Origin of the sequence: Lutibacter citreus, from assembly GCF_003260195.1 — a bacterium.
GTDB lineage: Bacteria > Bacteroidota > Bacteroidia > Flavobacteriales > Flavobacteriaceae > Lutibacter > Lutibacter citreus.
Genome location: NZ_QEIH01000006.1, coordinates 68,539 through 94,286, shown reverse-complemented (window position 1 = coordinate 94,286; position 25,748 = coordinate 68,539). Strand labels below are relative to the sequence as shown.

Below are 25,748 nucleotides of genomic sequence, written 5' to 3'. Positions count from 1 at the left end.
ATTATTTAAATTTTGAGATTTAGAAATCTTATTTAACTAAATTTACTTTTTTAATTCCCCTCTACTTATCCCTTTTGAAGTAGCAACCCAAATAACATCTTTTTTAATATCTACACCTAAAGTGAAATTGTGAGATATTGAAGGTGACATTGTTATTTCTTTTATGTTTTCTCCTTTGGTAAAAACAACTTTTCCATTTACGTTATTTTTATTTTTAGTATAGGTTACCCAATTTGTGCCATCTGTACAACTCAATCCTTTATCCGTGCATAGATATGCTACAGAACCTTCTGCTTTAACATAATTGATAAAATTACTTGCTAAACCACTATCATGGTCAAAATAACCTTTCCAATGAACACCATCATATTTACTCAAACCAAAATAAGTTGCCACCCATAAATTTCCATTTGCCCAAGAAGTTCCTGTTGTTATATCATGTACAACACCATCGTCTGGAAAAAGATCAATTTCCATATTCCCATCTGGATCTACATGATCTCTAAATTTTTTTGTTTTTTTTGCATATTCAATAACTCCACCACCCCAAGCAGCAATATAAATATTATCGTCTCCAGCACAAACGCCATAAGTCCAAGGTTCATGCATTGGAGCGTTTTCTTCCGTAAATATTTCCCATTTTTTAGTGTGTGTATTGTATTGTCCTGCGCCTCCTCCGGTTGCAACCCAAACATATTTTTCATCACAGATAACAGAATAGATTAAATCATTTGGCATTCCGCTATTAAATTGATTAAAATTTTCAAATTTACCAGAAACCCAACGTGTTAATCCTCCCATAGTACCAATCCAAACATCGCCAGTTAATTTACAAACATCAATGGATAAAACTCCGTTATGTGCAAGGCCATCTTCAGAAGTATAGGTTTTCCATGTGTTATTCTCGTATACAGCTAAACCATCATGTGTTCCTACTAATACACGATCTCCATCTATACGAACACAATAGGTTTTATCACTAGGAAGACCATCTTTTACAGTGAAATTTTTCCAATTACCAAAAACTGGAATTGATGAATTTTGAGCATTTAAATCAAACTTCAAAAAACAAATAGAAAAAATAACAATTGTTAAAACTGTGACTTTTAAATATTTTATAAATCGTGTAAATATCATAATATTAACCTTTACTTATTAGTTAAATGAACATTAGCATAACTTTCTGGTTTGCTTTTTTCATATTCGGGTCCTCTTAAAGATTTTAGATATGCAACCAAATCATTTAATTGGATTTTAGTCATATCATTTACATAGCCATGTTCATCTTCTTCTCCGTAAAGCGTCCAAATTTCTTCCAGTGTCTCGGCACGTCCATCATGTAAATAAGGAGCAGAAGAATAAATGTTATTTAAATGAGGTGTGTCAAATAAAATTGGATCATCACTTTCTGATAAAGTACCAACATCCGCCAACTGTAAATTTGTGTAAAATGGTGCTGGATGACAAGTAACACATCTGCCATTTTCAGGTATTTCTTTACCTGAATTATCAATAGATCTATTAAAAAGTTTTTTCCCTCTATACTGAGATTCAGTTAATTCCCCTGAAGGGTTGTTCATTAAATTAGGAGGGTATTTAATTCCTGTTTTTATATAAGCTGTTATCGCATCTAAATCATCATAACTAAATTGTTCTGTTCTTGTAAGGACCGTTGAAAATCGGATTCCATCTTGTTTATAAACAGTTTGATTTTTACCATTCCACTTGAATGGTGCCGTTCCTTTAATTTCGCGTAAAGACTGTGTATTTGTTACATTTCTCCCCATATCTTTCCCTGCCATATTGTATACTAATCCATCCTCGTGATTATCGGGATGACATGTATAGCAAGCATATTGATTTTGAAAAGTGTGTCCTGCATTATTAAAAAGTCTTCTTCCTTTACGAGCTACAGTTATTCGAGTTGGCCCACCTAAATCAATAGATTGCTCTTTTTCTAATGTTTTGGTATTTATAACTCCAATTTTATCTTCTAAATTCTCTGCTATATATAATAATTCTCCATCTGCAGAAAGTTTAAGACCTTTTGGATTTGCACCTGTTTTAATACGTTTTATAACAAATCTCTTACTAATTCCTAATGTATTTGCGTACAATTTTAACTTTTTGGCAGGTGTTGAGGCTAAAATATTTTTAATTGAATCCATTGAAATTACAGAAATATAATCCACACCTGAACTTGAGACGAAAGCCTTTTTACCATCTGGAGTTATAACTATATCAAATGGGTTGGGATAATAAGAATTTGGTTCATCTAATAATAATTGAATAATTTTACCATCTTCTTTTTGCTCAACAATTCCAATACCGTGAGTCATCATCCACCCACCTTCAACTTGTATACTTGGTACTAAATTTTTAGGTCGAGTTAACGTCATAATTGCTAAATCGGACGATGGTGTAAATGCAATATTTTCCATTAAATAAGCAGATGGAACACTAATCTGTTTTGTTAATCTTTGTGTATTATCATTAATTAGTGTTAATTCACTTATTAAGGGATCACCATATGGAGCAATTTTAGCACGTCTGCTTGTTACATATAAATTTTTACCCTTTGGAGATAAAGCAATGCCAGTTGGATCACTTCCTGTTGAAATTCTTTTTATCTCTTCTTTTGATACTAAATCTATTACCGATACATCAGAACCAAATGTATTGACCGCATATAAATATTCTCCTGAATTACTTATTGATAAACCCGATGGCCCATTTCCCGTTTTAATAGTATCAACAACAGCTAATGTTTTAAGATGTATAACTGAAATATTATCCGACCATTGATTACTTACATAACAAAATTTCTCCTCCTTACCAATTATAACGCTATGAGGATGAATACCAACATTTATATTTTTTAAAACCTTTTTACTTTTTGTATCAACAACTAACAACGCATTGGCATCTTGAGCCACAACAAGAAGTTTTTCGCCATCATTCATTATATCAAGATTAAAAGGCGACAAATAATCTTCATTAATAAATTTAGAAACGTATTTGTTTTGAGAAGTATACAAATGGCATGAACTACACAAAAGGGGATGATCGGTTACTGCAGTTCTTTCATTTACATGTGCTCTTGCTAACTTTCTACCAGGGTAAGCAATTATAACTACAAGAAGAAGTATAATTCCAAATAATATTAATAATCTAGTTTTTTTCATAGCTATTTTACTAATTCTTTTTTAGCATTAATTTTATTTTCTTGGGAAGGCAACACAATTGGAAATTTTCTAACAGAAAGGGGTTGTATATTATCTGGAACTAGCCCTTTATTTTCATGACATCCAACACAACCTCTTCTCTCATTCGGCCTCAAATAAATCCAACTACTTGGTCCGTTAACAATATCTCCTTCACTATTTAAAGTTTGAACTCTAAACGGGACATCAGCCAACATTTTTACATAAAATGACCCATCATCTTCTAAATTAATTGTACCGATTGATTTATCAATACCTATAAATTCAATTTTATTTGATTTATAGTTGTCAGTGTTTTCAATTGTCTCTATATCAGTTAGATTAGCGTTTTGACACACCATTAAAGCGGTGTTCTTATTTAGATTAATTTCACTAGGTAATTTTCTTGGGAGCTCTCTCTTTTCAACTAATACAACATCAATAATATTAAAATCACTATTTGTATAAATCTCTTTTTCAATAGCGTTTTTAATTGAATTATATTCATAAATTCCATACCTGTCATTAGACGATGGTTTAAATGATGTAACAAATTCAGTATCATTTTTTGAATTCACAAAATGAAAACTTCCTTTAATAGTTTTAGATAATTCAACCCTAGTGTTTAACGGGTTACTATAATTTACTGAAACAATTCTATATTCTTCGGTCGAAGTATTTTGCTCAATAAATAAAATTTCACCTTTATCAGTTTCACAACCAATACTTATTAAATTATATGTATTTGAACTTTTATAAAAAACATCTTGCTTACTTCCGTCAGGTCTAGATATCATTAACACTCCTTTTTTATCTTCAGGGAAATATTGCTTACTAATTGCTAATAATCGTCCATCCTTAAGTACAATACTGGAAAAATAAGAATGTGGATTGAAGGTTATTTGATGCAGTTCAGAACCATCAAAATTACAAGTGAAAAGAGCATAGCCTCCGTTTTCTGCATTACTTAAAACATATTTACTAAATACAATTTGTCCAGTTGGAAGATAATTTGGATCAATACAATTTTGTTCTGAAAAAACTAATTGTTGAAATTTTAAATTAGATAAATCTAATTGCCAAATTTGCCACTTGTCACCTTTATTTTTTTGAGCTGAAAAAATCATTAAAGCTCCGTCAAAAGAAATTTTTGGCGCACAAGCAGAGTAAAAATCCTTCGTAAGAATTTTCAAACTTTCATTACCTTTAACTGGGTTTATTGCAGCAATACTAGATTTAGAGAAATAATTATTGCAATTTATATTTTTTAAACTGCTTTCAGTTAAATCACCTTTAACTTGTGTGAATATAATTTCACCTTCAAATGAAGTTTTACTACAAGAAGACATTAATAAAATCAGAAATAAACTTATGGAATAAAACAATTGTGTATTTATATTAATTCTAGACATTTAAACTTATTTAGGTTCTTTAATTGTGAGAATCTGATTTGCCTTAATTTGCTCTAGTGTTTGAATTTTACCAGAAGGCCATTTAATTTCAATAAAATCAACAATTTCGTTTTGAGAAATTCCAAAATGTAATCTAGAGTCGTTTTGAGAAAGATAACCAGAAGTGCTTTTTTTCTGAGAGGTTTGAATTTTACCCCCTGAAGAAATTTTTACTCTAGATCCAATTCCGTCTCTATTGCTTGTTTCGCCAATTAAGTTTAAAGTAATCCAGTTGTTATTGTTCCCTTTATTATTTCTTAAAAATGTACTTGCACTATTTAAATTAACTATAAAAATATCTATATCACCATCATTATCGTAATCTCCCAAACAAGCACCACGGCCTACATTTTCTTCTTTAAAATACGCTCCTAAATTTACAGAAACATCATTAAATTTTCCTAGGTCTACATTTTCAAAAATTTGATCTTCCTGTCCATATAAATGTTTCAATTCTCCATTTGCTTTAAAAATATCAACATCTGCATCATTATCATAATCTAGAAAAGAAGAAGACCAACCTACAAATTGACCTGAAGCAACTGAAATTCCAGCAACATAGGATTTATCGCTAAATATTCCATTTCCTAAATTTTTATATAACGAGCAATAATTATCGTCTGAAATAAACATGTCTAATAATTCATCACCATCATAATCAGCAAAATCTACAGACATACTAACAGTGGCTTCACCTGCCTGACTAAATCCCGTTCCAGACATTGTTCCCTTATTAATAAATCCTTTTCCTTGATTATTTTGCCATAAGTAATTTACTGTGTGATCATTAGCTACGTAAATATCTACAAATCCATCATCGTTATAATCTGCAGCTCCAACTCCCATTGCTCTACCATCAATATCAACAATTCCCATTTCTTTGGTTACATCTGAAAAAGTTTCATCTCCATTATTAAGAAACAAAACATCTGGTTGACTGTCATAAGCTAACGGACCAGGAAATCCATCTGGAGCATAATAATAATTGTATTCAGGGTCAAAACTTAAGTAGTTTCCAACATACAAGTCTAATAAACCATCATTATTAAAATCTAACCATACAGCTCCTACACTGCATGCTTTTCCAACACCTAGATTAGATTTTTTGGTTACATCTGAAAAAGTTCCATTACCATTGTTTTTAAATAATGAATTAACGCCATAATTACTCAAAAATATATCAGGATAACCGTCATTATTATAATCTCCAATTGTAACTCCCATGCTATATGTAGAATTATCAATTCCTGCTTTATCTGTTACATCTTCAAATGTTCCGTTTTGAAGATTTCTATATAAATGGTTTTTAGGTAAATTATCAGGTTCTTCACATTTACTAAAACCTTCCAACCAAATTCCATTACAAGTGTAAATATCAATATAACCATCTTGATCGAAATCAAGAAAAGCAGCTCCGCCTCCAACTGATTCTATAATATTTTTCATATCATTAGAGCCAATGGAATGTGTGAAATTCAATCCGATTTCTTGACCAATCTCTTGAAAAAATTCATTATTTTCTTCTGGAATTGTGTAAACGGTTTTATTATTTGAATTAGATGGAGAATTAGAATTTAAATTACACCCAGTAAAAATTACTATTATTAAAAGGAAAATATAAGAGTTGTATTTATTTGAATATCTGAAATTATAATTTTTTATGTGCATTATATTAATAATCTATTTTTATGCTGTTTTAATTATAATAAAAGAAAAAGTACTCTTTATTTTCTTTTATAAAAACCTCTATTATTTTAATATTTACTATTCTAAAAAAGCTTAATACTTAGATTAATTATATTTTTGAGAGTTTTTTAATTAGACTAATTATAGCTACTACTAGTCATTTTTTTATTAATCTAAAAATAATAAATACTTAGCAAAAATATATTATTGATTTTAATCATTGTATGATTTAAATCATATAATGATTAAAAATTTATTAAACTACTATATTGATAATCAGTATTTTGAAAAATATTTTAAGGTGAAGGTATTGTGTTTTTTTATCTCATAACAAGTTTTAAAGGTGTAGCGCACTGATAATCATCTGTTAAACTATTTGCTAATTTTTGATGTGTTCAAACTGTTAAAATTTGAATGATTTTTTCTTTCGCCACTATTTGAGGTTTTGTGCTTTGGGAATTCAATCTGATTTATTTAAGTGGAAATATTTTGTTTTATTTAGTAATATCTAATAGAATATTTAGAGCTTCTATTTCATAATAATTAGAAAAAAGAATAGTATGAAAAATGCACTTAATTAGAAGGTATAAGTTTGTTCTAGTTTTTTTAAAGTTTGTGCATGTTTAAAATTAGAATAAGATAAAAACATCCTGTCACTTTAGAAATAGTCAGATATTACCCTATAATGGTCATATTTCACCCGTGCTAAATCATCTGTTGCATCATTTGATCCGAATGTTTTTTTTGAATAATTAATTATTAATAGATTTATGGTGTCAAATTTTTATTTTAACCAAATATTATATTTATGAAAAAAACATTATTTAAGCAATTGAAAAAAACAAGCACATTGTTGCTGTTTTTATTAATTTTATCAGTGCATCATATGAATGCACAGAACATTACCATTACTGGTATTGTGACTGACGGACAAAATCAGCCATTGCCCGGGGCAAATGTTCTTTTAGAGGGAACCACAATTGGTACGCAAACTGATTTTAACGGAAACTATACTATTACTGCAGATAGTAATGGAAAATTAGTATTTAGTTTTATTGGGTTTGTAACTAAAAGTATAAGTATTAACGGTGAAAAATCAATAAATGTTTCTTTAGCTGAAGATGCTAATAGTCTTGATGAGGTTGTTATTGTAGGTTACGGAATACAATCTAAATCAGATGTAACAGGTTCTGTAGGTGTTGTAGACTCAAAGGAAATTGAAAAATATACTTATAGTAATGCTACTGAGGCATTACAAGGTAGAATGGCAGGTGTTAGCGTAACAGCTCCAGGAGGTACTCCAGGAGGAGGTCCTGTTGTAACTATTAGAGGGTCTGGTACTCTTTCTGATGCAGGTCCGTTATATGTTATTGATGGTATGTTAACAGGAAGTATGAGTTCTATTAACCCAGGAGATATTGAATCTATTTCTGTTTTAAAAGATGCTTCTGCAAGTGCAATTTACGGTTCTAGAGCAGCAAATGGTGTTATTATAGTAACTACTAAAAAAGGTGTTAAGGGACAAATTGGAATTGACGCAGATGTGAGTTATGGAATACAAAAAGTTATTAACACTATAGATTATGCAACGGCAGAACAATATGCTGCAATTTCTAATAGAGCAAGAGATAATGATGGTATTGATAGAGCTCCGGCAAATGACACAGCATTTAATCCTGCATATACAAGTGATATTCAAAATGAATCTTTAAGAACTGCACAGGTAAAAAATATGAATGTTAGGTTTTATGGAGGTGGTGAAAATGGAACATATAGTGTTTCTTTAAATCATTTTGATCAAGACGGTATAGTTAGGGAATCTAGTTATAAAAGAACTACAGCAAGATTTAATGCTGGATTAAAAAAAGGTATTTTTAAATTAGAATCAGCTGTAGGTTTAACAAGAACAGAAAACAATCCGAATAATTATTTTAATAAAGAAAGAGGATTGATTCCAACGATAAGAACAAAAGATGATGATGGAAATTGGAGTGCTACAGATTTTCCTGATGAATCATTTTCATCTTATTACGGTGTTGGTAGTTCAATTAACTCCTTAGGTTTAGCTTCTATTGAAGATAGAACTGTAACTAGAAATGCTATTATTGGAAATATTGGAGCATCTTTAGAGATTATTGAAGGATTAACATATAAGTTGAACCTAGGTTTAGAGTCTTATGCCAATAATAACTACACATTTACACCTCTTTATGTGTTTAATGAAGCTTCAGAAGGTAATACTGATTATGCAGAACTTAAGGAAACAAATACAAATTACTTATCTACATTAGTTGAGAATACATTAAACTATAAAAAAGAATTTGGAGATCATAAAGTAGATGTAATTGCTGGGTATACTGAGCAAGTTTCTAACACTAGGTATTTAGGTGTTGTAGCTAGAGATTTTCCTAATAACGATATTAGAGTGGCATCAGCAGCAGCAGATTTTACTCAAATGCCTTCAGAAGATTTAACTAAAGGGATTCAATCATATTTTGGAAGAGTTAGTTATAGCTATGATGAAAGATATTTATTAACGGCTACTATACGTCGTGATGGATCTTCATTGTTTAAAGAAGATTTAAGATGGGGAACATTCCCTTCAGCTGCTTTAGGTTGGAATATAAGTAACGAGAAATTTATGGAAAATTTTGAAACACTTACTGATATTAAATTAAGAGGTAGTTATGGTGAGATAGGTTCTGATAACGTTGCTATTTATGCTATTTATCCTGAATTAAACTTAAATAGTGAAAGTGTTCTTGGTGATCCTCAAGTTAGATATCCTGGTTACTCTATAACAAAAGGTGTAAATAGTAATATTACTTGGGAAACAACAAAAACTACAGATATTGGTCTTGAATTTGAGGCTTTAGATAATAAATTGAATGTTACAATGGATTACTTTATTAAAAACTCTGAAGATGTTTTGGTTGCTTTACGTCCATCTTTATATACAGGGTTTGATAATGATGTGCCTTTTAACACGGCAAGTATTAAAAATAAAGGTTTTGAATTTATAGCTGGATATAATGATCAATTTGGTGAAGTTAATTTTAATGCTTCAGCTAACTTTTCTATTATAAATAATGAAGTTACCGCTCTTGGTAATGCAACTCCAATAATTGCTGGTGGATTTACATCTAATGGTTTATTAGGAACAAAAACTGATATTGGTGAGCCTATTTCTTCATTCTTTGGATATGTAAGAGATGGAATTTATCAAACAGATGCAGAGGCAGATGCAGCAAATGATCAAGCAAATCCACAAGCTGGAGACATAAGATTTAAAGATTTAGATGGAGATGGGGATGTAGATGTAGATGATCAAACTTATATTGGAAATCCAACACCAAACTTTATGTATGGTATTAATGTTTCTGCTGATTATAAAGATTTTGATATTAGTTTATTCTTTAACGGTGTATCTGGGAATAAGATATTAAATGGAGTTAAATACAGAGGATATTTTGATACGGAAGGAAACTATTTGGCTGATGCATTAAATGCATGGACACCTGAAAATACTTCTTCTAATATTCCAAGAAACACTTTGAGTGACCCTGGATTTAACAGAAGAATGTCAGATTTTTATTTAGAAAATGGATCTTACTTAAGATTGAAAAATGCACAAATTGGGTATTCTTTACCAGAAAATGTGTTGGAGAAAATAAAAATAGCTAAAGTAAGATTCTATGTTTCTGCAACAAATTTATTTACAATTACAGATTATACTGGTTATTATCCTGAAATTGGAAGAGGAGGAAGAGGAAACTCAACAAAAATATTCAATTCTGGTGTAGATGAAGGGTCTTATCCTGTGCCAAGAACTTACCAATTAGGATTACAAGTGTCATTTTAATAATAAAAAACAGTTAAAAAATGAGAAAAAAATATAATTATTTAAAAACTATAATTGCAATGACTGGTATTTTATTACTATCAGTTAATTGCGCAGAAGATCTTTTGGATCAACCAAATCCAAATGCATTTACGCCAGACTTATTTTGGCTAGATCAGTCTGATGCAGAAAAGGGTATTATTGGTGCATATAGTGCATTTACACATATTTGGTATTACTCTAGATTTGAAATTTTCGCATCAGATTATAGAGATGATGTAACTAATCCTTACGGAACGTCTGAAAGAACTGCTTTAGGTTCATTCAACGGAGTTTCAAATTCAAATGGAACCAAATGGGTTTGGGCATCTATGTATAAAGGAGTGAGTAGAGCAAATGAAGTTTTATTTAATGTGCCAAATATTGATATGGATGAAACTGCCAAGAATAATATTCTTGGAGAAGCTTATTTTATTAGAGCATATAATTATATGTGTTTAGTTCAGAGCTGGTTAAATGTGCCATTAATTACATTGCCAATAAGTGAGATTGCAGATCCTATTGGAGATATTACACAAACACCTCCAGAAGAGGTTTGGGTACAAATTATTTCAGATTTAAAAATGGCAGGAGATTTATTACCTAATGCTTGGCCTGATGGTCAAAAAGGTAGAATTACTTCTGGTGGTGCTATTGGTATGTTAGGAAAAGCATATTTATATACAAAAGATTACGATAGTGCAAAAGAAGCATTTTCAACTATAATGGATGGTCGTTTTAATTTAACAGCTGATTATGCTGATAACTTTACTGAGACTAAAGAGAACAATTCTGAATCATTATTTGAAATTCAAATGATTAATGATGGTAACCAAGGTTGGGGAAGTGATGCACCAGGTTCTGGAAAGGGAGCAGGGTTCCATGCAGATTTAGCACCAAGAGGTTTTACAGGACAAGATGGTACTAGAATTAACCAATGGGTGTTAGATAAGTTTTTAGATGAAAGAACTGTGAATGGAGAAATTGATCCAAGAACTTTTACAACATTATTCTTTGATACTGATGAGACAACTACTTATCAAGGTAATGTATTATCTCCTAGAACCTATACAGATAAAACATATCAAGAAGTATTCCCTGGTGGAGACTTAGTGTGGGCAAATAAACATTTAGATCACGCATTTAACGGACGTGCAAATTCTCAAGATGGTGGATGGCACGGTTCAGGAAATAACTTAAGAATATTAAGATATGCTGATGTTTTATTAATGTATGCAGAAGCAGAATTTATGACAAATGGTTCAACTACTGCTGCCTTAAATGCAATTAATCAAGTAAGAGCAAGGGTAGATATGCCACCTTTTACAAGTATTACTATGCAAGATATAGAAGATGAGAGAGTTAAAGAGCTTAGTTTAGAGCGTACAAGATACTTTGATATTTTACGTTGGGGTAAAGTTGTTGAATATATTGTAAACAAACCTGAGTTGAAATCTGAAAGTGGAGGAACAAGTTCATACAAAGCGGGTAGAGAATATATCGCTATTCCACAGAATGAGTTGGATACAAACCCAAATTTTGTACCAAATCCTGGTTACTAAAAATTAATTTTTTTTAATATTTTGAAGGAACCATGTTTTACATGGTTCCTTTTTTTTATTTTTACCCATAAACAATAATCTCATGTATAGAATTAATTTTCTATTAATAATTTTAGCCTTCGTTTCTTGTGAAACAAAGAAAACAGAAGGAAATAATACAACTACATTTATAAGTTTAAATGCTGATCAATCAGGTGTTAATTTCTCTAACAATATTGTAGAGAATGATACTTTAAATTATTTTAAGTTTCCTTACCTATATATGGGTGCTGGGGTTTCAATAGGTGATATAAATAATGATGGTCTTTCTGATATTTATTTTACGGGTAATATGACTCCTAATAAATTATTTCTGAACAAAGGAGATATGAAGTTTGAGGATATTACAAAAAAATCAGGTACACAAGGAGATAGTAGGTGGTATACAGGAACAACAATGGCCGATGTAAATAATGATGGATGGATAGATATATATGTTTGTTCGGGAGGGAAATTTGGATCTTCTAAAAATCAACTATTTATAAATAATACCGATGGAACTTTTACTGAAAAAGCGGAGGAATTTGGTATTGCAGATGGTTCAGCTTCCATTCAAGCAACCTTTTTTGATTATGACAATGATGGATTTGTAGATTTATTTGTTGGAAATTACCCACATGTTCAAGTAAGTCAGGGAAATGCGTACTATAGAGTGAAAATGGATGATAATTTAGATTATGAGTCTGGTCATTTATTTAAAAATAATGGAAATGGAACTTTTAAAGATGTTACACGAGAAGCTGGAGTACAGAATTTTGGAATGACTTTAGGGGTTGTTGCTTCAGATTTAAATAATGATGGTTTTCAAGATCTATTTGTTTCAAATGATTTTAATGTGCCAGATTTTATTTATTTAAATAATGGAGACGGTACGTTTAAAGAATCTGTAAAAGAAGCAACGAATCAAATTTCAATGTTTGGTATGGGGTCTGATGCAGCCGATTTTAACAATGATGGTTTGATTGATATTGTTCAGATGGAAATGACTCCTTCCACTCATAAAAGATCTAAAACCAATATGGCAAGTATGAATCCTGAAAGATTTTACGAAGGTGTAAATTTTGGTTTTCATTACCAATATATGCAAAATAGTTTACAACTAAATAATGGTACTTATAACAATGTACCAATATTTAGTAATATTGCGCGTATAGCAGGAATTCACGCAACAGATTGGAGTTGGGGAGCTTTATTTGCCGATTTTAATAATGATGGATTAAAGGATATAATCATTACTAACGGTATGATGAGAGATGTAAACAATAACGACATAAATGATGAATTTAGTTCAAAAAGTTTTTTTGGGAAAACGAATCATTTAGATTATTTGAAATATCCTAGTACACCACTTGATAACTACGTGTTTAAGAATAACGGAGATTTTACTTTCTCTAGAGTAAACGATGAATGGAACTTAAAATATGTAGGGTTTTCAACCGGTGCATCATATGCCGATTTAGATAATGATGGTGATTTAGATATTGTAATAAACAATTTAGGAGATGTAGCATCAGTGTTTGAAAATAAAACTGAAACTACGAATAAAAATTATTTAGATATTAAATTAATAGGGTCAGAAAGTAATCCATTAGGATTAGGTACTAAAATAGTTATAAAAACTGGTGATGAAGTTCAAAAACAAGAATTAACATTAACTAGAGGGTTTCAATCTAGTGTGGACGCTAAAATTCATTTTGGTTTAAATAATGTTACAAAAGTTGATGAGGTTAAAGTTGTTTGGCCAAAAGGTGAAGAGCAAATAATTAGCAATGTAAATTCAAATCAAGAGTTAAAGGTTAACTATAAAAATGCGTTAGAAGTAAATAGATATAAAGAGGTTATTACTCATAAATTTGAGGATGTTACAACGTTAAAAGGGATTGATTTTAAACATACCGAAAATAGTTATAACGATTTTAAATTTGAGCCTTTACTTCCTCATAAGAATTCTCAATTTGGTTCGGGTGTTACCGTTGGAGATGTTAATGGAGATGGTTTAGAAGACTTTTTTGTAGGTAATGCTACCGGAAGTTCGGCAGCAATGTATATACAGAATATTGAAGGGAAATTTACAATTATGAATGGGCCTTGGGAACAAGACGCTCAATATGAAGATATGGAAGTTTTACTGTTTGATTTTGATAATGACAATGATTTAGATTTGTATGTTGTAAGTGGTGGTAATGATAAGAGAAAAGAGGAAAGTTTTTTTCAAGATAGAATTTATATCAATACTCAAAATGGATTTGTGAAAGGAGATAAAGTATTACCAAGTATAATATTTAGTGGTTTAATGGTTAGTCCGGGGGATTTTGATAAAGATGGGTTAACTGATTTATTTGTAGGAGGAAGAATAATTCCAGGAAAATATCCTTTCCCCGCTAAAAGTTCTATTTTAAAGAATAATGGGGGTAAAGATTTAGATTTACGTTTTGTAGATGTTACTAACCAAGTTTTACTAGAGTTAAATGAAGCAGGATTAATAACTTCTGCAATTTGGGACGATTTTAATAACGACGGTACTTTAGATTTAATAATTGCAGGTGAATGGACTCCAATTCGTTTTTTTAAAAACACAAATGGAAGTTTTAAGGAAAAAACTGAAGAGTTTGGTTTTGAAAAAAGTACTGGTTGGTGGTATAGTTTAAAAAAGGCCGATTTGGATGGAGATGGAGATAATGATTATTTAGCTGGAAATTTAGGTTTAAACTATAAATACAAAGCAAGTGAAAAGGTGCCATTTGAAGTTTTTGCTAATGATTTTGACGAAAATAATAGTATGGATGTGGTATTGAGTTATAAGAAGGAAGGAACACAATTACCATTAAGAGGTAGGGAATGTTCATCACAACAAGTACATGCAATTAAAGTTAGATTTAAAACCTATGAAGCTTATGCGAATGCTGATTTACAAGAAATATATGGGGAGCAAATGTTAGAAAAATCATTGCACTATTCCGCAAATACATTTGCAAATTATTGGATAGAAAATAAGGGAGATGGAATATTTAAAATGCATAAATTACCACAAAGAGCTCAATTAGCAGCTATAAATAAATTTGAGGTTTTTGATTATAATGGAGATGAATATCCAGATATTTTATTAGCTGGAAATATTTATGGATCCGAAGTTGAAACGCCAAGAGGTGATGCTAGCCTAGGACTTGTATTAACGGGTACTGGAAATAAGGTTTTTAATGTAGTTACACCTTCTGAAAGTAATTTGTTTGTAAAGGGAGATGTAAGAGGGTTAGCTCCTATTAAAATAAATAATAATTCTACGGATGCCTATTTATTTTCAATTAATAGTGAATACTTAAAACTGATCCAATTTAACAAATAAGTTTGCATCTTGTTCTTTTTAATATAACTAAGTTAGTTTAACTTAAAAAGTTAATAAAAAACGAATTGTAAGAAAACAATAGTATTTAGTTCTTTGTTAGTCATTTTGTAACAAGTTCACTATCAGAAATTTTATTTTTCTAACATTTGGTTAAATATTACTTGTTGTTGACCAGTGATAACCAAGTTAATAACTTGAAATATTTTATCTTTATAATGTTCAAATAAAAATAAAAGCTAAGAAGCGTTAAAATATCTTCGGTTATAAGAAAGGTATTCATTTAATTTTTGCCCATTTTGGTGTTTTAGAATAAAATAAAACTTAAGTTTAGTTTGTATTAATCTCAAATCATATTGTTTTAAATATGGTTTGAGATTTTTCATTTCTAAACAAAAAGTGTCATTAGAATATAAAGTTTATTTTAAGTCTGGTTTGGGTTCACTAAACGGTAAGAAATTAAATTTTCATTAGAGAATAAATGTGCTATTTTTAAAGTAAGTAAAAGAAATGCTATAATTGATTTAAGTTAGGGCGTTATAAACTATTGCTTTCTAATTAAAAGCTAACATCACCTATTAAAGGAAAAAGTAGTTTTTAAAAGAAAATTATAGTTTAGAAAAAACTCGGGCTATCTGTTTTTTATATTATAGATAATAATTAGAGCTTGGGTTTTATAATGTTAGAATTGTATTAAGTTCTAGAAATATAGGTTTAAATTACAAGTTGAGAAAATAAATTAAAACAGTATTGTTTATTGTATTATCTAACGAGTAATATTATATTTGATTCTTTGTTTATTGGAAAGTATTTGAGTAATTATAAGACCATTTTATTTGTGAATTTTAAGTTAAAAATAAAAAACATCATAAAGATTATTCAATTTAGTTTCATAATAATTGGTATGCAAACATTGTATGCTCAATTTCCGGATTTAAAATTTGAACATTTTTTAGACGAAAAAGGATTTAATCAAAATAGTGTAGAAGATATTTTACAAGATAATGATGGTTATATTTGGATTGGAACTCCTAATGGTTTGTACCAGTATGATGGAAATAACTTTAAACTTCACACAAATAAATTTGATGATAAGAATTCTCTGATAGATAATTCCATTATAGTATTAAAATTAGATCCCTTTGGGGATGTTTTGATTGGGACAACTTATGGATTGTGTAAATATGAGAAAAAGTCAGGGAAATTTTTACGCATTTATAATGAAGCCAACAATAATCATATTACAACAATTAACTTTGATGAATCTAATAATATTTGGGTTGGTACTGAGTTTTCTGGAATCTTTGTGTTTAGAGAGAAAAGAACACTACATTTTAATAAAATAAAAGGGGCTGAGTTTGGTTTAATGAGTAGTAATATTACTGCTATTGTTAAAGATAAGTTTAATGATCTTTGGGTTGGAAGTGAAAATGGATTATACAAGGTTATAAAAAAGGATGGTATTTATAGTTTTAAAAAAGCACCACTTCAAACAAAAGAGATAGTATCCATACATATTGACGATAAAAATAGGTTCTGGTTAGGTACCTATGGAAATGTAGTGTCCTGTATTCAATTAAATGAAAATAGGTTTATTGATAAAAATTCAAAAAAAAGAGATTACTTAATTGGGTCAAGTAGGCTAGAGAAAGAGATTTATACAAATATGTTTTTGGAGCAAGATGAAGAGCTTATTTGGGTTGTGATATCTAACTATGGATTGGCTCTGCTGAACACAAATACTGGGAGTTATAAATTGTATAAAAATGATCCCCAAAACCCATACTCGTTATATAATAATAGAGTAACAAAATTAATTGTTGATTCTTCGTCTGTTTTATGGGTAGGTTCATCCTCTGGCGGTTTACATAAATTTAATTTGAATAGAAAGAATATTCATCATGTTGAATCTATTCCAACTTCCAACAATACTTTAAGTAATGGAGCAATTAATGTAATTACTGAAGGGGATAATAATACATTTTTTGTAGGCACAGAAAATGGATTGAATTTATTGTCCTTTAAAAATAATCAATTGAAAAACCCCAAGATTGAACAGTATTTTATAAATGGTAAAAAGACCTCTAATGCTATTTTATCAATGATAAAATATGAAGGAGATTATTGGATTGCTGAAAGAGATCACATATCTAGGATGAGATTTAATGGAGAACTAAAAAAATCAGTTTTTTTCAATGAGAAATTCGAACTTTCTGAAGTTTATAATATGTTAGTAGATGATGATGAAAATCTTTGGTTTGCTTCTTTTAATGATGGACTTGTAAAATGGAAGAAAACTAAAAATTCGCAATTTCCAGAAGAATCAAAAGTAACACATTACCGCAAAAATAATTCAGGTTATAAATGTTTATCTTCCAATGCTATCTCTGTAATGTATGAAGATAACAATAAAAATTTATGGATTGGAACTCTTGATGGAGGACTTAATTTAAGGGTTAAAGGAAAAAATGGTGAATCAGATACGTTTATTAATTATCAACAAAACAATTCAAAAGCCAATTCTTTAAGTCATAATTCAGTTTTTTCCATTCATCAAGATAAGGAAGGTGTTTTTTGGATTGGTACTTTTGGTGGTGGGCTTAATAAAATGATTGTTTCAGAAAATATAGAGGAAACACCAATTTTTAAACATTTTAGACAAAAAGATGGATTAGCAAATAATGCGATATATGGAATTTTAGAAGATGATTTAGGGAGATTATGGCTAAGTACAGATGATGGTATTTCTTGCTTTGATAAGAATACCGAGAAATTTGAAAACTATGATGCGAGTGATGGTTTACAAAGTCATAATTTTAGAAAAAGCGCATACTATCAGAACAATAGTGGTTATATGTTTTTTGGAGGGCTGAGAGGACTGAATATTTTTAACCCACAAGAACTAAAGAATAATGAAATACTTCCTTCTGTTCATATAACTGGATTAAAAATAAATGGAATCCCTTATGCATCCGAAAAGGACAGAGTATTAATATGTGATTCTAAAAATAGAAATGATATTATTTTGGATCATTTTCAAAATTCTATTACTATTGATTTTTCAGCAATGCACTTTGTAGCCCCAGAAAAAAACAGATTTCAATATAAATTAGAAGGGCTGGATAATGATTGGAATTATACAACAGGATCTAATTTTGCACATTATACTAATTTATCTCATGGGGAGTATTTTTTTAAAGTAAAGGCATCAAATAACGATGGCCTTTGGAGTGATAAACAAGCAGTTTTAAAAATTAAAATAATCCCACCTTATTGGTTTAGTATATGGGCGTATATATTTTATAGTTTAATATGTTTATTTATTGCTTGGGGAATAAGATCTTTTTTATTAATAAAAAGAAAAAATAGAGAGGCTCAAATTAGAGAAAAAGAAATAGAGAAAATAAACGACCTAAAACTTCAATTTTTCACTAATATTTCACACGATTTTAAAACCCCAATCACATTAATAATTAACCCTATTGAAGAATTATTGGCGTCAGTTTCAAAAAATTTAGAGTTAAAACCTAAATTTGAAATGATTTATAGAAACGCTAATTATTTGTTACGATTGGTTAATCAACTTATGGAGTTCAGAAAAATTGAATTAGGTGAAACAAAATTGAATACCGCAGAGGGAAATATCATCAATTTCATTAAAAAAATCACTTATTCATTTAAAGAATTGGCCAGTAAAAAACATATAAAATTAGTTTTTGAAAGTGAATATGACGAAATAATTACCTGGTTTGATTGGGATAAATTAGAAAAAGTATTAAATAATTTGTTGTCAAATGCTTTTAAAAGTATAGAAAATAAAGGTGAAATTGTGATAAAGGTTTCAAAAATGGCCTCAAAAAAGTCTGTTAATTTTAATAAGAGAAACAATATAAATTCAAAAGTTGAAGAAATAGTTAGGATTGAAGTTAAAGATAATGGAAGGGGTATACCTTCTAGTCAGTTAGAAAATATTTTTCATAGGTTTTATCAGGTTCAAGAGGTTTATCAAAATCAAAATTTAAAATCAGGAAGTGGTGTAGGATTAGCAATAGCAAAAGACTTAGTAGAGATACACTATGGTAATATATCTGTTAATTCTGAAGAAGGGAGTGGATCAGTCTTTATTATAGAAATTCCATTGGGTAAATCCCATTTGGCAGCAGAAGAAATGCTAGGTGTTTCTAGAGAAGACGAAAAAATAATAAAATCAGAAGATGAATTTCCGCTTATAGATCAAAATAAACTAGAAGAAGAGAACACTTCTAAAAATAAAAATACTGTTTTAATAATAGATGATAATGAAGATATTTTAACAATTGTTAAAGAAGGTTTGGCTAAGAATTATGAAATATTGGCAGCAGAAAATGGTAAAATGGGATATGAAATAGCTCAAAAGGAAATACCAGATTTAATTATTACAGATGTATTAATGCCAATTATGGATGGTATTGAATTAACTAAAAAATTAAAGAGCAATATTAGAACATGCCATATTCCTATAATAATGCTAACTACCCTGAGTGCTGTAGAACATAGAATTGATGGGATTGAATCTGGTGCAGAGGTCTATTTACCAAAACCTTTTAAAATGGATTTATTAAAAATTAGAGTGGATAAGCTGTTAGAGACTAGAGAGTTAATTTATAAGCGATTTAAGATACAAGATACTATAAAACCAGATAAAATTGAACTTAATTCTATTGATCAACTATTTTTGGATAGCATTATGGAATTAATGGAGAAACAAATGTCTAATAGTAGCTACTGGGTAGATGAATTAGCTGCAGATATGAATATTAGTAGATCTACGTTTTTTAGAAAAATAAAAAAATTAACAGGTTTAGGACCTAATGATTTTATGAGGATGATACGGCTTAAAAGAGCAGAGCAATTGTTGGGGCAAGGTCAAATTAGTGTCACTGAGGTATGCTATCAAGTAGGTTTTAAGGATCCTAATTATTTTGGAAAATGTTTTAGAAAAATGTTTGGGAAACCACCATCACAGTATTCTTTAAAATAAAACAAATTTATTATTAAGTGATCAGGTAAAAAATATTCGTATGAAAAAAATCAAAAAAATAACTCAGTTTAATTTTCTAATCTTTACAGTTTTACTTTGTTTTTCCTGTAATAATGAAAATAAAATAGCCGAATTTAACGATTGTCATTTTAGGCCTCTAGAAACTGAAAAAACAGGAGTCTATTTTTCCAATGAAATTATTGAACCTGATAATTTCAATTTCAATGACCCTTATTTTTATATGGGTGGGGGAGTTGCGATTGGAGATATAAACAATGATGGTTTATCAGATGTTTTTTTTACGGGTAATATGGTTGAAAATAAATTGTATCTCAACAAAGGAGGAATGCAATTTGAAGATATTGGATTATCAGCAGGAATAACTGGTGATGAGCGTTGGTATACAGGAGTAACAATGGCAGATGTGAATAATGATGGCTGGATTGATATATATGTATGTGTTTCTGGAATGGATGGAAATACAAAAAATCAATTATATATTAATAATGGAGATTTGACATTTATTGAAAAAGCGGAAGAATATGGAATTGCAGATAGTACTCCTTCTATACAAGCTACTTTTTTTGATTATAATAATGATGAATTAATAGATCTTTTTGTTGGTAATTATCCGCAGGTTTCATTAAGTATGGGTAATAAATTTTATTATAATGAAATGAAAAAAAATGATCCAGAGTTATCAGGTCATCTATACAAGAATAATGGAAATGGTTTTTTTCAGGATGTTACAAAGGAGGCAGGTGTACAAAATTTTGGATTAGCAATTGGAGTAGTTGCAACAGACTTAAATAACGATGGATGGAAAGATTTATATATCTCAAATGATTTTAATGTTCCTGATTATTTATATATAAATAATGGAGATTCTACATTCAGTGAGAAAATTAAAGAATCTACTGGTCATACATCATTTTTTGGAATGGGTTTAGATGCTTCGGATTTTAATAATGATGGTTGGATAGACTTGTTCCAAACTGATATGGTGCCTGAAGATTACAAAAGAGCACTTCTTAACTTGTCTAATATGAAATATAAATCCTTCAGTGAAGGAGTTGAATTGGGGTTCCATTATCAATATATGACTAATAGTTTCCAATTAAATAATGGTGTAACAGATAATGGTACTCCAATATTTAGTGAAATTTCTAGGTTTACAGATACTTATGCAACTGACTGGAGTTGGTCTACTTTATTTATGGATATGAATAATGACGGCTGGAAAGATATTTTCATAACAAATGGTATAAAAAGGGATATAAATAATAATGACATAATTCATTCGGAAATTGATAACCCATTTAATAATAAACGAAAAAAATTATCGGATTACCCAAGCAAACCTGTTGCGAATTATGCTTTTAGGAATAATTCTAATTTGTCATTTACAAATGTGACCAAAGAATGGGGATTGGGTGATGAAGGATTTTCAAATGGAGCTGCGTATGGAGACCTTGATAATGATGGAGACCTTGATATTATTATAAATAATATAGATGAAGCGGCATCAATTATTGAGAATGAAGCCAATAAATATGGAAATAGATACTTGAAAATAAAATTAATTGGTTCCGAAAAAAACACTTTGGGATTGGGAACTAAAATTACGATTAAATCTTATGGGATTGAACAGACACAGGAATTAACTCTTTCTAGAGGATTTCAATCTAGTGTTGAGCCTATAATTCACTTTGGATTAGGAGATATTGAACTCATATCTGATATAAACGTTCAATGGCCAGATGGAAAAGTTCAGGTATTAAAAAACGTAAATTCTAATCAATTATTAAAAGTATTTTATAAAGATGCTAAGGTAAAACCACAAGATAATTCAAAAACACCGGTTGTCTTTAAAGATATTACTACTAGCTATGGCATTGATTTTGAGCATATTGAAGATGTTTTTGATGATCTTGAACGGGAGCCATTACTACCTCACATGAATTCAAAATTAGGACCGCCGTTAACAGTTGGAGATGTGAATGGTGATGGTTATGAAGACTTTTTTGTAGGGAATGCTAAAGGTGCTGTTGCTGCTATGTATCTTCAGTTAGAATCTGGAGAATTTATTAAAATGAAAGGGCCCTGGGAACAAGATTCAAATTTTGAAGACACAGGAGTATTATTATTTGATGCTGACAATGACAATGATTTGGATTTGTATGTTGTTAGTGGTGGTAACAATTTAACAGGAGGAGATAAGTATTATCAAGATAGACTATATGTAAATACTCAAAATGGATTTGTGAAATCTAATAGTGCGTTACCCCTAATTTCTTCAAGTGGGTCACAAGTAGTCCCTGGTGATTATGATGGAGATGGCGATTTAGATTTATTTGTTTGTGGTAGAATTTCACCAGGAATCTATCCTTTACCAGCAAAGAGTTATATACTCCGTAATGAGGGAGGAAAAGATGAGGAAATAAGATATAAAGATGTTACAGAAGAAATAGCGCCTGAATTAATGAGTGCAGGATTGGTGACCTCTGCAGTGTGGAGTGATCTTAATAATGACAATCTGCCTGAATTGATAATTACAGGAGAATGGATGCCAATACGTTTCTTTGAAAATGAAGATGGGAAATTTGTTGAAATCACGGATGAGGTTGGATTGAAAAATACAGAAGGATGGTGGTATAGCCTTAAGGAAGTTGATATAGATAATGACGGGGATAAAGATTTTATTGCTGGAAATCTGGGGCTCAATTATGATTATAAGGCAAGTGAAACTTCTCCATTCGAAATTTATTTAAATGATTTTGATGAAGATGATCACTTGGATATTGTTTTAAGTTATAATGGACTTCCTGTTAGAGGTAGAGAATATTCATCAATACAGGTTCCCGCAATACAACAGCGGTTTAAAACATACGAAGCATTTGCAAATGCAGATATGGCTGAAATTTATGGAGAGGGTATGTTAATGAAATCATTTCATTATAAAGCAAATACCTTTGCTAATTGTTGGATTGAAAATAAAGGAAATCAAAAGTTTGTAATGCATCAGTTACCAAGATCAGCCCAGTTATCATCAATTAACTCTATTGAAGTATTTGATTATAATAATGATCAATATTTAGATTTATTAGTTGCCGGAAATTTATATAATTCTGGAGTAGAAACCATACGGAATGATGCAGGAATCGGTTTGGTGTTGTTAGGAGATGCTAAAGGAGATTTCATTCCAGTACCAGCATTTGAAAGTGGAGTTATGATATTGGGTGAAGTAAAATCAACGGCTTCAATAAAGTTGGGAAAATCAGGAAATCAAGGTTTTTTGTTTGGTGTTAATAATTCAAAATTGAAACTGATTTCTAAGAACAATTCAGTGAAAATTAAATAATAGTAATAGATTGGTTCTGTCCTTTAAAATATGGTTTATTTCATTAAATGTAGCTAATTATTAATTGTTTAATAAAAAGGATACTAAATATGTAGGGAATATTACTATAATTTGGGTGGGTAGATATTTATAAATAAAATCATAAATTCACAAAAAAAAAGAGTTCAGGGTTTATGCTTTGGCTATTCTAATAAAATAAAATAAAAAAATGAAAGCATTAATTATTTCTGGAGGTGGCAGTAAAGGTGCTTTTGCGGGCGGTGTTGCTGAATATCTTATAAATGATTGCTGTAATGATTATGGTATGTTTGTTGGGTCTTCAACGGGTAGTTTGTTGCTGCCTCATTTGGCTTTGGGTAAAATTGAAAAAATTAAACAAATTTATACCTCAGTTTCTCAAAGGGATATTTTCAATATTTCTCCTTTTAAAATTCGAAAAACTAAGAATGGTTTTGTTACAAAAATTAATCATTTTAATACATTAAGAACCTTTATTAAAGGTTGTTTAACTTTTGGCGAAAGTGAGAATTTACGAAAACTAATTAAAAAAAGTATTACAGAAGAAGAATTCAATGAAATTAATGAACTTCATAAAAAAGTTATTTTTACTGTTTCAAACTTAACAAAAGATAAGGTTGAGTATATTCATTCAGACCAATGGAATTATAATGATTTTTGTGATTGGGCCTGGGCCTCTTGTAATTTTATTCCATTTATGAGTATTTTAACTAAAAACAACTGTCAATATGCCGATGGAGGATTTGGGAATTTTGTACCCATTTTATATGCCATTAAAAACGGAGCGAGTGAGATTGATGTTATTATTTTGGAAGAAGAAAAGGTTAATATCAATCATGATCCAATTAATAATGCATTTTCATTGTTGTTTAGAACTTTTGAATTTATAAATCAACAAAATAGTAGTAAAGATATAGTTCTAGGTAAGTTGGTTGGTTTGAATAGAGAGGTAAATATTAATTTTTATTATTCTCCAACTGAATTAACTGATAATCCTCTAGTCTTCAATCCAAAACAAATGACTAAATGGTGGAAAGATGGATATGATTTTGCGAAATCCAAAAACCCTGTAAGTTATTGTCATATTCCAAAAGCAGAATAGTAATGCATTTAATAAAATAAGGGAAGTTTGAAATATTTTTTGTTTCTTCGTCTTTGCATAAAATAATATTTAAACCTATTAACTTATTGTTTATAGGTTTTTTTATTTTTACAATAATTCCATATTTATTAATAATGTCAGAAAAACCATTTCAATTTAAACAATTTACAATCCATCAGGATAAGACAGCTATGAAAGTTGGAACCGATGGTGTATTATTAGGATCTTGGGTGAGTTTAAATTCAAACCCTTTTAGCATATTAGATATTGGAGCTGGAACGGGGGTTATTGCTTTAATGGCGGCTCAAAGAAGTGGAGCAGAAGTTATTGATGCTATTGAATTAAATGAAGAAGCATACGAACAGACTGTTGAAAATTTTGAACAAAGTGATTGGGGAGATAGACTGTTTTGTTACCATGCGTCTTTACAAAAGTTTGCAGAGGAGATTGATGATGAGTATGATCTAATAATTTCAAATCCTCCATTTTATACTTCTACATATAAAGAAATGGATGAAAATAGGGCTCAGGCAAGACATACTGAGAGTTTAAGTTATAGCGAATTATTAACTGGGGTTTCAAAGCTTTTATCTAAAAATGGAAGCTGTGCTTTTATTATTCCTTTTAATGAAGAAAAGGATTTTGTTTCTAAAGCTAATAAACTTGGATTATTTATAAATAAACTCACGAGAGTTAAGGGAAGTGAAAACTCTAAAATTAAACGTAGTTTATTACAAATGTCTTATTTGGAAAAAGATATTGAATTAAATGAATTAGTTATTGAAATAGACCGTCATGTGTATACAGAAGATTATATAAAATTAGTTCAAGATTTTTATTTAAAAATGTAGTTGTTTTATTGGTTTTTAGTTTTTTTTTTGAACAGCTCTTTCATCTCATTTTTTAAATCCAAAGCTTTTAGGTAAATCTCTAAATTTTTTTTAATAAAATATATAGGTGTTAGTATTATAATAGTTATTGGAAAAATATAGATAAATTCAATTTCGTCAAATGAAGATTCTGAACTAGATACAATAGAAATTAATTGAAATACATAAGTGGCAATTGGTACTAAAATAACATTAC

The 25,748-nt window shown here is 29.7% G+C and carries 11 protein-coding genes; 7 read left to right on the top strand and 4 right to left on the bottom strand.

Annotated elements, in window-relative coordinates:
- Positions 1 to 42: 42 nt before the first annotated feature.
- From DAD81_RS13465 to DAD81_RS13450, 4 genes are all read right to left on the bottom strand, one after another.
- On the bottom strand, positions 43 to 1,065 hold the full coding sequence (locus DAD81_RS13465) for a ligand-binding sensor domain-containing protein (RefSeq protein ID WP_157961134.1): 1,023 nt from the start codon (positions 1,063 to 1,065) through the stop codon (positions 43 to 45).
- An 83-nt stretch (positions 1,066 to 1,148) separates the two neighbouring features.
- Positions 1,149 to 3,185: a YVTN family beta-propeller repeat protein gene (locus DAD81_RS13460; protein WP_111708806.1), complete on the bottom strand. Its 2,037-nt coding sequence runs from the start codon at positions 3,183 to 3,185 to the stop codon at positions 1,149 to 1,151.
- Between the two features lie 2 nt (positions 3,186 to 3,187).
- The gene (locus DAD81_RS13455; RefSeq protein WP_157961133.1) at positions 3,188 to 4,615 is read right to left on the bottom strand and encodes an HzsA-related protein; all 1,428 of its coding nucleotides are present in this window, start codon (positions 4,613 to 4,615) and stop codon (positions 3,188 to 3,190) included.
- Between the two features lie 6 nt (positions 4,616 to 4,621).
- Positions 4,622 to 6,322 (bottom strand): CRTAC1 family protein, encoded by a 1,701-nt coding sequence (locus DAD81_RS13450; protein ID WP_111708804.1) that lies wholly within the window; start codon positions 6,320 to 6,322, stop codon positions 4,622 to 4,624.
- An 826-nt stretch (positions 6,323 to 7,148) separates the two neighbouring features.
- Here DAD81_RS13450 and DAD81_RS13445 point away from each other — a divergent pair.
- The 7 genes from DAD81_RS13445 to DAD81_RS13415 all read left to right on the top strand — a co-directional run bounded on the left by DAD81_RS13445 (position 7,149) and on the right by DAD81_RS13415 (position 25,513).
- The gene (locus tag DAD81_RS13445) at positions 7,149 to 10,202 is read left to right on the top strand and encodes a SusC/RagA family TonB-linked outer membrane protein (RefSeq protein WP_111708803.1); all 3,054 of its coding nucleotides are present in this window, start codon (positions 7,149 to 7,151) and stop codon (positions 10,200 to 10,202) included.
- 20 nt (positions 10,203 to 10,222) lie between these two features.
- Positions 10,223 to 11,782, top strand: a complete 1,560-nt coding sequence (locus DAD81_RS13440) for a RagB/SusD family nutrient uptake outer membrane protein (RefSeq protein WP_111708802.1) — start codon at positions 10,223 to 10,225, stop codon at positions 11,780 to 11,782.
- Positions 11,783 to 11,864: 82 nt separating this feature from the next.
- The gene (locus DAD81_RS13435; protein ID WP_111708801.1) at positions 11,865 to 15,164 is read left to right on the top strand and encodes an FG-GAP-like repeat-containing protein; all 3,300 of its coding nucleotides are present in this window, start codon (positions 11,865 to 11,867) and stop codon (positions 15,162 to 15,164) included.
- Positions 15,165 to 16,065: 901 nt separating this feature from the next.
- Entirely contained in the window at positions 16,066 to 20,181 is a 4,116-nt protein-coding gene (locus DAD81_RS13430) for a hybrid sensor histidine kinase/response regulator transcription factor (protein ID WP_111708800.1), read from the top strand.
- A 40-nt stretch (positions 20,182 to 20,221) separates the two neighbouring features.
- The gene (locus DAD81_RS13425; protein ID WP_111708799.1) at positions 20,222 to 23,542 is read left to right on the top strand and encodes a VCBS repeat-containing protein; all 3,321 of its coding nucleotides are present in this window, start codon (positions 20,222 to 20,224) and stop codon (positions 23,540 to 23,542) included.
- A gap of 208 nt (positions 23,543 to 23,750) precedes the next feature.
- Entirely contained in the window at positions 23,751 to 24,662 is a 912-nt protein-coding gene (locus DAD81_RS13420; protein WP_111708798.1) for a patatin-like phospholipase family protein, read from the top strand.
- Positions 24,663 to 24,796: 134 nt separating this feature from the next.
- The gene (locus DAD81_RS13415) at positions 24,797 to 25,513 is read left to right on the top strand and encodes a tRNA1(Val) (adenine(37)-N6)-methyltransferase (protein ID WP_179950059.1); all 717 of its coding nucleotides are present in this window, start codon (positions 24,797 to 24,799) and stop codon (positions 25,511 to 25,513) included.
- The last annotated feature ends 235 nt before the right edge of the window (positions 25,514 to 25,748 follow it).